We start from the raw sequence: 11867 nt of genomic DNA, 5'->3' as shown, positions 1-11867 counted from the left end.
TAACATGAAAAAACTAATTATCATTGCAGTTTTTTGCTTTTCAGCATTATTTCAGATGCATGCTGAAATAAAATTACCAGCATTATTTACCGATAATATGATGCTACAACAACAAATGGAAACGCCAATTTGGGGTTGGGCAACAAAAAATGGAAAAATCGCGATTACAACATCGTGGGATTTTAAAACCTATGAAGTAAACGTAGATAAACAAGGCAAATGGAAAACAAAAGTTACAACACCTGTAGCTGGAGGAACCTATGAGATTATTATTAAAGAAGGTTCAGAAACTAAAACCATTAAAAATGTGCTAATCGGCGAAGTCTGGTTATGTTCTGGTCAGTCCAACATGGAAATGCCATTAAAAGGTTTTATGGGGCAACCAGTTTTGGGAGGCAATGAAGCCATAGTAAATTCTGCAAATAACAACATAAGGTTTATAAGTGTGCCCAGAGCAACCGTATTATCTCCAACTGACGATTTTGAGGGCAGTTGGCAAGTGGCTTCACCACAAACCACCGGTAATTTTAGTGCAACCGCTTGGTATTTTGGAAGCTTAATTCAAAAGGTTTTAAATGTTCCGGTGGGATTGATTGAAGTGTCTTATGGCGGTTCGAATGTAGAAGCTTGGATGAATGCTGAAATGCTTAAAGACTTTAAAAATATCACCATTCCAACAAAAAAGGAAGATTTTAAAGAAGCGCCAAACCGCGAGCCAACTACCTTGTTTAACGGTATGTTGTCGCCAATAATTGGTTACGGCATTAAAGGTGCTATTTGGTATCAAGGGGAATCAAACCGAGATAGACCATTTGAATATAAAGACTTATTTAAAAAAATGGTTTCAAGTTGGCGAGGGTTATGGAACCAAGATGAATTTCCTTTTTACTTTGTGCAAATTGCACCATTTGATTATACACGCTACCATAAAAACATCTATTTAGAAAAGTATAATTCGGCTTATTTACGAGAAGCACAATTAAAGGCTTCAAAAGAAATTCCAAATTCTGCCATGGCGGTCATTATGGATATTGGTGAAAAAGACAACATTCATCCAGCTGATAAGCAAAAAGGAGGTGGCAGATTAGCCTATTTAGCGTTGGCAAAAACGTATGGTATTGATGGATTTGAATATGAAAGTCCAGAGTTTAATGCTATGGAAATAAAAGGAAGTACCATAACCGTATCTTTCAACAACGTACCAAATGGTATTACATCTTACAATAAAGAAGTTTTAGGTTTTGAAATTGCAGGAGAGGACCAAGTATTTTATCCAGCCCAAGTGGTATTAAGGGGAAAATCTGTTTTACTATCCTCAGCACGAGTTGAAAAACCGATTGCGGTTCGCTATTTGTTTAAAGATTTTACAACAGCCGAAATTTTCAGTGTTGGTGGATTGCCTATGTCCTCTTTTAGAACTGATACTTGGTATAAAGACTAATTTTTTTTTTAGATGAAGCAGTTTGTGGTTTTTTTGATTTTTTGTTTGTCGCTTTTTGTAAAGGCACAACTGCCTGTACTTGAAAATTACAACCAAGTTTGGACTTCACAAAGTGAAAACTCATCGCAATCTATGCCTTTGGGTGGTGGTGATATTGGATTGAATGTCTGGGTTGAAAAAGGCGATTTGTATTTTTATGTCTCCAGAAGTGGCACGTTTGATGAGCATAATACCTTATTAAAATTAGGACGCGTAAAAGTGCAATTAGAACCCAATCCTTTTAATGATAATAAAGGTTTTAAACAAGAATTAAGGCTAAAAGACGGGTACATTTCTATTGAACAAAATCACACCAAAATTAAACTTTGGGTTGATGTTTTTAATCCTGTAATACACATGGATTTAGAAAGTGAAACACCATTAAAAATGAAAGCCTCTTATGAAAGTTGGCGTTATAAAAGCCGAGAAGTTAAAGGAAAAGCTAATAATGCTAACTCGTATAAATGGGCGCCACAAGGCGATATTATTACCTATCAAGATTCCATTTGTTTTGAAAATGATGGTGTGAAATTTTATCATAGAAACCGAGAAGAAACGGTATTTGACGTAACGGTGAAGCAACAAAAAATGGAATCGGTTAAAGACCAAATGATGAATCCGTTAAAAGATTTAACTTTTGGTGGTTTTATGAAAGGTTCTAATATGAAACCTGTGGGAACATATACAGGTAAATATATTGATGCCGATTTTAAAGGTTACAGTTTAGAAAGCATCAAACCAAGTAAAAAACATCAACTAAAACTGTATTTACACACCAATCAATCGGAACAATTTAATGATTGGAATAAAGGATTGAGTAATGAAATTTCAACATACAAATCAAAAGAAAAAAAGGCAGAAAAGGAAACTGCAACTTGGTGGAATAATTTCTGGAATCGCAGTTTTATTTACACGCTAAAAAGCGATTCAACAGAAAAGGATTCAGTTTTTCAAATAGGACAAAATTACCAGTTGTTTCGGTACATGTTAGGATGTAATGCCTACGGAAAATACCCAACAAAATTTAATGGTGGTTTATTCACCTACGACCCCGTTTTTACCAATCCAGAATTAAACTTCACACCCGATTTTAGAAATTGGGGCGGTGGTACCATGACGCAGCAAAACCAACGCTTGGTATATTTTCCAATGCTTAAAAGTGGCGATTTTGATATGATGGATTCACAACTTGATTATTATTTAACCTTACAAAAAAATGCAGAGTTGCGTACAAAAGCATATTGGAATCACGAAGGCGCAGCGTTTACCGAACAATTAGAAAATTTCGGGTTGCCAAACCCTGCTGAATACGAATGGAAACGACCCAAAGATTACGACCCCGGCATGCAATACAATGCTTGGTTGGAATATCAGTGGGACACCGTTTTTGAGTTTTGTAAAATGATGCTGGAACAAAATGAGTACGCCAATAAAGATGTTATAAAATATAATGGTTTCATTTTAAGTTGCTTGCGGTTTTTTGATGAACACTATCAATATTTAGCTAAAAAGCGAGGAAGGAAATCTTTAGATGCTAATGGGCATTTGGTTCTGTATCCGGGTTCTGCCGTCGAAACTTATAAAATGGCAAACAATGCCAATAGTACTATTTCAGCTTTAAAAGTAATCTCAGAAAAGTTGTTAAAAGTATCTTCTAAAGATTTAACTAAAGAAGAATTTGAATATTTAAAAGCATTACAAACACGTATTCCACCATTAAACTTTAGAGAAATCAATCATAAAAATGTATTATCACCTGCAAAATCGTGGGAACGGATCAATAATACAGAAGCAGCACAATTGTATCCTGTTTACCCATGGGAAATTTACGGTGTTGGAAAACCTGATTTAGAAGTGGCTCAAAATACCTATTTTTTAGATGAGGATTTGCGGAAATTTAGAAGTCATGTAGGCTGGAAACAAGATAATATAATGGCTGCAAAATTAGGTTTAAAAGATGAAGCTTCAAAATACACCCTATTTAAAATGGTAAATTCGGGGAGACGATTTCCAGCTTTTTGGGGGCCTGGTTTCGATTGGGTGCCTGACCATAATTGGGGTGGTTCAGGTATGATAGGGATGCAGGAAATGTTATTGCAAGAAGCTAATGGAAAAATATATCTGTTTCCTGCATGGCCAAAACGCTGGAACGTGCATTTTAAATTACATGCTTCACAAAATACAACCGTTGAAGTAAAGCTTGAAAACGGAAAAGTGGAAATTATCAAAGTAACTCCAGAAGCACGAAGAGCTGATATTCAAAACCTGTTGGAATTAAGTATAAACGAAAAAATAAATTTGAATTAGATGAAAATGATTAAAAACCTATTAAGTTGTTTAGCCTTGTCTGCAATATTAGTTTTAAATGTGCAGTGTCAAGACAATAATGCTAAAGTGGAAAAGCAAATTGTAAAAGTTGATTTTGATTTCTCAGGGCGAAGAACAGAAGAAGTTAGTGATCCCTTATATCAATCGTGGGTTATTGGAGATAATAAAGAAGATGAAAAAATATTTAATGATGTTAAAGTCAAGCTAAAGGGAAATTTCAGATCCAAATGGTTTAAGTTAGGCATGAGTGCACCTCACTATAATAGGTTAGGAAGTGATGGTTTGGTTGCTGGCGATAGTTTAAGAATGACTATAAGTGGTTTGAAAGAAGGGCAACATTCCTTACTTACGTTTCACAATACGTTCGATAAAATTGAAACCAAGTTTTTCCCAGGTATTAAAATTTATGTAAATAATAAGCTTGAAAAAGAGATTAAACAAAGTAATAGGGTGTTTTCAAAGCCAGAAATGGAAACGGCGTATCTTACTTTTAATGTTAAAAAGAATCAAGATATTGAGATACTTTTTGTTCTAGATTTAAACCCTGAATACAATGCACATTTTCGATCCCTTTTCTATATTGAAGAAATCGTAATTAATGGTTTTGAAATAGATACCCCAGATATAAAAAAACAAGCTCATACACCACAACCTGAAAATGCCAATGAACATGTGGTTGTAAATGGTGAATTAAACCTGCAATGGAAATCACCAAGTGGAACTTTGGCACATCATTTATACTTTGGAGAAGATGAAAAAGCCATTTTAGAAGCTAATGAAAACTCAAAAGAATATAAAGGAAAATTAACCAAAAACGAATTTTCAGTAACTGGATTATACAGTATGACCACTTATTATTGGCGTGTTGATGAGGTTGATGCTGAAGGTAATGTAACACAAGGAAATGCATGGTCGTTTAAACCCGCGCAATTAGCATTTCCAGGTGCCGAAGGCTACGGTCGTTTTGCTATTGGTGGTCGTGGTGGAAAAGTGGTTGAGGTTACCAACTTAAATGATGATGGTCCTGGCAGTTTACGTGATGCAGTAAATCAAGAAATAGGCCCCAGAACCATTGTTTTTAATGTGTCGGGTAATATTCAGTTAAAGTCAAGATTAGTTGTAAATCAACCTTATATTACAATTGCAGGACAAACAGCGCCTGGAGAAGGAATAACAATTACTAGAGCACCTATTGGTATTACAGGTAACGATTGTATTGCTAGGTTTTTAAAAGTTAGAATCGGTTCTGGAACTACTTTTGATGGTATGGGGCTTACAGGAGCAAATTACAGTATTATAGACCACAGCTCCATTTGTTGGACTATAGATGAATCGTTTAGTTCTCGTGGGGCACATAATATTACGTTACAGCGTACTTTTATATCAGAAGCATTAAATGTGGCAGGGCACGACAAATATGAAGGTGGTAAAATGCATGGTTATGCAGCTACTATTGGTGGCGATATTGGAAGTTTTCATCATAATTTATTAGCACATAACTACGGAAGAAACTGGAGTATGGGTGGAGGCTTAAATGGAGACGGGTATTATTCTGGTCGTTTAGATATAAGAAATAATGTCGTGTATAATTGGGGACACCGAACAACGGATGGTGGAGCAAATGAGGTGAATTTCGTAAACAACTATTACAAACCCGGACCTTCAACAGATTTGTTTTTTGCCTTAACAGCAGACCACGAAGGTGTTGGAAAAGGCAGTCAGCGTTATTTCTTTGATGGAAACGTAATGCCCGGGCATTTTGATTTAGATACTCAAGAAAAGGGTAGACGTTCAAAAATCAAAAACAACGAAAAGGTGGATTATGAAACCTTTGTTGATGAACCATTTTTCGAGTCTTATGTAACTACGCAATCTGCAAAAGCAGCCTATAAAAATGTGCTTTCAGATGTGGGAGCGAATCAACCATTTGAAGATAAAAGAGATATTAGAATTATTGAAGAAACACTTAATGGCACATATAAATTTAAAGGAGGTAAAAGTGGTTATCCGGGTATGATCGATACAGAAGCAGATGCCGGAGGTTTTCCAGAATTTAAAAGTGAAACACGTCCAGAAAATTGGGATACCGATCATGATGGTTTGCCAAATTGGTGGGAGCAAGCTCATGGTTTAAATGAAAATTCAAAAGCAGGAGATTTTTCAGATACAAATTCAGATGATGATAAAGATGGTTTTACACAATTAGATGATTATTTAGATTGGATGGCGCAACCACATTATTTTGTAAATTTAGGAGAACAATTAGAATTGTCTTTAGTTGATTATTTTAGAGGTTATGAATTAAATCCAGTATATAGTTTTTCCGCAGTCAAAAACGGAAATGTATCTTTAAATAAAGGAAAACTTCAATTTAAAACAGATAAAAAAGGATTAGCCGCTTTTAAAATTCAAGTAATTGATGATGAGGGCGATTCTATGAGTCGTACAGTAAATGTATATGTGAAATAAGATAGTTATGAAAAAAAACAAAATATTAATACTTAGTTTTTTAGTTTTAAATGCGATTGTTTTTGCACAAGATAAAGGCTTGGTAGCGAATACTAACAGCCCTTACACCAAACTAAAAAGTGTCAATCTGCAAGATGTACATTGGACAGATGGGTTTTGGAAAGAACAATTCGATGTTGAAACCCAAAGCACCTTGCCTTACATGTGGGATTTGTATCATAACGATTCCATTACGCATGCCTATGCAAATTTCAAAATTGCTTCAGGACAAATGAAAGGAAAACATGCGGGACCTTCGTTTCATGATGGCGATTTCTATAAAATATTAGAAGGAATGGCGTCTGCTTATGCGATTACAAAAAATCCTGAATTAGATAAACAAATGGATGAAGCCATCGCTATGTTTGCCAAAGTTCAAAGGGCAGATGGTTACATTAATACACCTGTTTTAATAGAGGAGCGTTGGGGAACTTTAGGAGCAGAAGAGCTTAAAAAACAATTAGGTTTTGAGAAATATAATATGGGGCATTTAATGACGTCTGCCTGCATTCATTATAGAGCAACAGGTAAAACCAATTTTTTAGAAGTAGCCAAAGGTGTAGCGAATTTTTTATATGATTTTTATAAAAAAGCATCACCAGAATTGGCACGAAATGCTATTTGTCCGTCACATTACATGGGTATTGTAGAAATGTACCGTACGGTTAAAGACCCACGCTATTTAGAATTAGCTAATAATTTAATAGATATACGAGGAACCACTAATGATGGAACCGATGATAACCAAGACCGTATTCCGTTTAGAGAACAAACCACAGCCATGGGGCACGCCGTAAGAGCCAATTACTTGTATGCTGGTATTGCCGATTTATATGCCGAAACTGGTGAAGAAAAATTGATGGAAAATCTTCAGTCTATTTGGGAAGATGTGGTCTATAGAAAAATGTATATCACAGGAGGTTGCGGTGCTTTATATGATGGTGTTTCACCAGACGGAACATCTTATAATCCTACCGAAGTACAAAAAATACATCAGGCTTATGGTAGGCCATATCAATTGCCAAATGCCACGGCACATACCGAAACATGTGCTAACATTGGTAATGTGCTTTGGAATTGGAGAATGCTACAACTTACTGGAGATGCTAAGTATACCGATGTTATGGAGTTGGCACTTTATAATAGTGTACTGTCTGGAGTAAGTCTTGAAGGAACAGAATTCTGTTATAACAACCCATTAAATGTTTCAGAAAAGTTACCATTTAAGCAACGTTGGGGGCATGAACGCGAAGGGTATATTACGTGGTCTAATTGTTGTGCTCCTAATGTAACGCGTACATTGGCTCAAGTTAGCAATTATGCATACAACCTTTCTAAAGATGGATTGTATGTTAATTTGTATGGTAGTAATCATTTAAAATCGGTAACTTTAAATGGTGAAAAAATAGAAATTGAGCAACAAACCAATTATCCTTGGGATGGTAAAATTGTTTTAAAAATTGTAAAAGCACCCAAAGGAACGTATCCTATTTTCTTAAGAATACCTGGATGGAGCCGAAACGCATCAATTTCTATAAATCAAAAAATGTTTGATGGTGGAGCCATCTCTGGTTCTTATGCAAAACTTTCAAGTAATTGGAAAAAGGGAGATGTTATAGAGCTTAATATTCCTATGCCTGTAGAATTAATGCAAGCAAACCCATTAGTTGAAGAAACCAAAAACCAAATCGCTGTAAAAAGGGGGCCTGTGGTATATTGTTTAGAGACTGAAGATATTTCAAAAGAAGTTGATATAAATACTGTTGTTTTAGATATTAATTCGAATTTCAATACTAAGAAAATAGCGATAAACGATAGAGAGGTAATCGCGATTGAAGGAAAGGGGTTTGTTGATGCCGAAAATTGGAATCAAGCTTTATATAAACCAATAACGTTATCAAAAAAGAGTATTGGAATAACATTGGTGCCATATTTTAGTTGGGGAAATAGACTAAAAAGAGAAATGACCGTTTGGATGCCTTATTGAAAATAAAAGATGTATTCTTATTTATATAATGAAATAAAAATATAAATTAACCCATTATTTTTTTTAAAAGGTGTTTATGAAATCGGTCGCCGTACAAAAATAACACTTAAATATTGCTAATTTAGTAATATTAGCAACTTAATTACCATCATTGAGTAGTCGATTACTAATTAACGCAATAAACTAAACAATTATAAACTAAACAAATAAGTATGAAAAAAACGTTTACCAAAACATGCATTTTGTTGCTTTTCGGTCTGATGAGTCTGGCAGGTTTTGCACAAGATGCAAACAGTAAAAAAAATGTCACTGGTACGGTAGTGGATGTCTCAGGGGTTCCTGTGCCAGGTGTTAACGTTATTGAAAAGGGTACAAATAACGGTGTAGTTACAGATTTTGATGGTAAATATAGCCTAACTGTAAACTCTAAAGGCATTTTAGTTTTTTCTTTTATAGGAATGAAAAAACAAGAGGTGTCTGTGGAAGGGAAATCTGTGATTAATGTGTCGTTAAAAGAAGATACCGAGTCGCTAGATGAAGTCGTTGTAGTAGGTTATGGTACTCAAAAAAGAGAGGCTGTTACGGGATCTGTAGCTACTATAAAAGGAGAAGATATTGAAGACCTACCTGTGGGTAACTTGGCTTCGGCGCTTGTAGGGCGTGTTTTAGGGGTTAGTGTTTCGGGAGGAGAGTCAAGACCGGGGGCACCAGCCCAAATCACCATACGTAACCCAGTTACAGGCAATAATATTAGAGCGAAAGATAGGTTTTCAGGAGGCCCACTATATGTTATTGATGGTGTTGTTCAAATTGACCCTAATACAGGTTTGAGCGACTCGACGATTTTTGACACCTTGGATGCTTCTATGATTGAGAGTATTTCGTTTTTAAAAGATGCCTCTGCAGCAATTTATGGTTCTAGGGCAGCGCAAGGGGTGGTTTTGGTAACGACTAAAAGAGGTAGAAAAGGGCCTGCAAAGTTTTCTTATTCAGGGAATTTTTCGATGGCTGATGAAACCTATCGTCATAAAATGCTAAGTGCTTATGATTTTGGTAGGGTGTTTAATATTATGAACGGACCTAATGGAGCTCGTCAAACGTACGATCCGACAAATCCTGCGCCTAATAGTGATTACTTCTTTTCGCCTGCAGAACTAGAGCATTTTAAGACTATTAATTATAATGCCTTAGATAAGTATTGGTCTTCGGCGGGAACTCAGAGACATAATCTTAATATGACTGGAGGTAGCGAGGACGCTACGTATTTTGGGGGCATGTCGTATTACACCCAAGATGGAAATTTAGGTACTTTAAATTACGATCGTTGGTCTTTTAGAGCAGGTACAAATATTAATTTGGCTAAAGGCTTTAAAGCTGATTTTCAGGTGTCAGGATATTTTACCGATGAAAGTAAAACCACTAGTAAAATTGGAAGTGAGAATGAAGAAAATGATTTTAGACAATTGCAAAATAGGGCGCCATTTTTGCCAATGTATATAAATGATTTACCAGCATTACAAATTGGTTCAAGTGGAAATGACGCTTTAGTAGGATTTCATTATGGTGAAATTCAAAGGTTACAAAACTTAGCTGAAAGTGCAGACAATAATGTAGGTTTAAATTTAAATTTTGAGTACGATTTGCCATTTGTTAAAGGTTTTAAGATTAAAGCTAGTTACTCCCGTCAAGAAGGAGGTGCTCGCGGAAGTCAATTGGGTACTAAGTTTAAATTATATGAGTTTTATGGTGCTGATAATGACCTTACCGATAACACAAGAACTCCAGGACAAACTTACGTTTTGTATGAAAGTGGTTCTGGGCCACTTGGAACAAATACCGTTAGGATAGAAAATGAGATAGTGAATGGCGATAGGTTGCTTATAGATAATTATAAAAATGGTAATGAGCAATTACGTTTTCAAACGACTTTTGATAGAGATTTTGGTAAGCATAGCGTATCTGCTTTGTTTGCTATTGAAAAATCAGAAAGATTTGAACATCAAGAGCGTATCATTAAATTTGGTGTTCCAGAATATGCAGATGGTATGATTTGGCAAACTACCGGCAATTTTGATACTCAAAACACATATAATTGGCGATATGAATCGGGTGATTTAGGATATATTGGAAGATTTAATTACAATTATGATAGTAAATATTACGCTGAATTTTTGTTTAGATCAGATGCCTCTGCAAAGTTCGCACCTGAAAATTATTGGGGAAAATTCTATTCTATATCTGGTGGTTGGATTATATCTAAAGAAGACTTTTTTAAATCAAATACCATCGACTTTTTAAAGTTTAGGGGTTCAGTAGGTCTAGTTGGTAAAGATGATACCAGAGCATGGGAGTGGAGACAAAATTTTAGCACTCAAACTACAGGTGGTGCTGTTTTTGGGGGCAACTCTTCAGTGTCTGCAGGGTTATCTCCTGATAGAATAGCAAACCCTGGTGTGAGATGGGGAAAGGAAGTTAAAACCAACTTTGGTTTTGAGGCAAGATTTCTTGATAACCGACTATCGGCAAGTGCAGAAACCTTTTATAATATGGGAACAGATTTGTTAATTAATTTAAATTCTGGTGTTCCGTTTACTGTTGGTGGTGCTGCAGCTTCTTCAAACTCAGGTAGAGCCGATACTTGGGGAACTGAAATATCCGTAGGTTGGAGCGATTCTGTTGGAAAAGATTTTGACTATGCTGTAACGGTTATTTCGGGTTGGTATAATAATAATATAATTGAAGGTAATTTTACTAACGAGAGAAACTGGAGGCCATGGGAATCTAATCAGCCAGGAGCTTCGGATATAGGAACTTGGGGTTATGACTATTTGGGTATGTTTAAAACACAGGCGGATATTGATGCATATGTTTCCGAAACAGGAATTACTTCCATTTTAGGAATAGCAGCAGCAAATCTTAAACCAGGTATGTTGTACTATCGAGATGTTCGAGGCGATTGGGATCCTGAGACCAGAACTTTTGGACCAAAAGATGGAGTTGTAAATGAGAATGACAGAATTCAATTAAATAAACCAGCAAAAGGCCCTCAAGGTTTTTCTACCGCAATTAAGTTAGGATACAAAGGTTTAAGTTTAAATACCGTTTTAAGTGTAAATTGGGGAGGTTATAGAGAAGTTGGAAGTGCTAAAACCCCTTTTACTTCAAATCTAATTACAGGTAATTATCAAAACAGACCTGCATTTTGGAGTAATATGTATCACGAGGAATTAAATCCTTCGGGGACTATACCAAACCTTTCTCGAGAAATAAATGGAGGTACTCAAGGTAGTGAAGGAGGAATAAATACAGTGAGTTCTAAGTTTTGGCAGGTGAGTAGTTTTAGCTTGTTAATGCGTAACATTAACTTGAGTTATGCATTACCTAAATCGTTGACTGAAAAAGTAGGAGTAAGTAGTTTTAGGTTGAATTTAGTGGCTATGAACCCATTTATTTTATTCAATCCTTACAAAGATTATGGGTTGAGTCCTTATGGGGGTTACGACAGTTATCCTGTGTTAAAAACCTATTCTTTAGGTGTAAATATTGGTTTTTAAAATTTAAAAA

General features: G+C 35.6%; 5 protein-coding genes. All 5 read left to right on the top strand.

The features are described 5' to 3' along the window. Positions 1–4 precede the first annotated feature (4 nt). The 5 genes from VP395_RS05330 (at position 5) to VP395_RS05310 (ending at position 11857) form a co-directional block, all read left to right on the top strand. On the top strand, positions 5–1441 hold the full coding sequence (locus VP395_RS05330; protein WP_346240708.1) for a sialate O-acetylesterase: 1437 nt from the start codon (positions 5–7) through the stop codon (positions 1439–1441). Between the two features lie 12 nt (positions 1442–1453). Beyond that, a complete protein-coding gene (locus VP395_RS05325) occupies positions 1454–3787 on the top strand; it encodes a DUF5703 domain-containing protein (protein ID WP_346240707.1) in 2334 nt (777 codons plus the stop codon). Continuing rightward, positions 3788–6277, top strand: coding sequence for a pectate lyase family protein (locus tag VP395_RS05320; RefSeq protein WP_346240706.1), 2490 nt, complete (start codon positions 3788–3790; stop codon positions 6275–6277). A 7-nt stretch (positions 6278–6284) separates the two neighbouring features. Continuing rightward, positions 6285–8303 (top strand): aceric acid hydrolase, encoded by a 2019-nt coding sequence (locus VP395_RS05315; RefSeq protein ID WP_346240705.1) that lies wholly within the window; start codon positions 6285–6287, stop codon positions 8301–8303. Positions 8304–8515: 212 nt separating this feature from the next. Beyond that, entirely contained in the window at positions 8516–11857 is a 3342-nt protein-coding gene (locus tag VP395_RS05310) for a SusC/RagA family TonB-linked outer membrane protein (RefSeq protein ID WP_346240704.1), read from the top strand. Positions 11858–11867: the final 10 nt, after the last annotated feature.

It is taken from the genome of Mariniflexile soesokkakense (assembly GCF_039650365.1).
Lineage (GTDB): Bacteria > Bacteroidota > Bacteroidia > Flavobacteriales > Flavobacteriaceae > Mariniflexile > Mariniflexile soesokkakense.
This window is presented reverse-complemented; position numbering and strand designations above follow the sequence as displayed.

What these genes read in the sequence shown, in the direction of transcription:
- VP395_RS05330 (WP_346240708.1), top strand. Translation starts at nt 5, where the DNA reads ATGAAAAAACTAATTATCATTGCAGTTTTTTGCTTTTCAGCATTATTT.
- VP395_RS05325 (WP_346240707.1), top strand. Translation starts at nt 1,454, where the DNA reads ATGAAGCAGTTTGTGGTTTTTTTGATTTTTTGTTTGTCGCTTTTTGTA.
- VP395_RS05320 (WP_346240706.1), top strand. Translation starts at nt 3,788, where the DNA reads ATGAAAATGATTAAAAACCTATTAAGTTGTTTAGCCTTGTCTGCAATA.
- VP395_RS05315 (WP_346240705.1), top strand. Translation starts at nt 6,285, where the DNA reads ATGAAAAAAAACAAAATATTAATACTTAGTTTTTTAGTTTTAAATGCG.
- VP395_RS05310 (WP_346240704.1), top strand. Translation starts at nt 8,516, where the DNA reads ATGAAAAAAACGTTTACCAAAACATGCATTTTGTTGCTTTTCGGTCTG.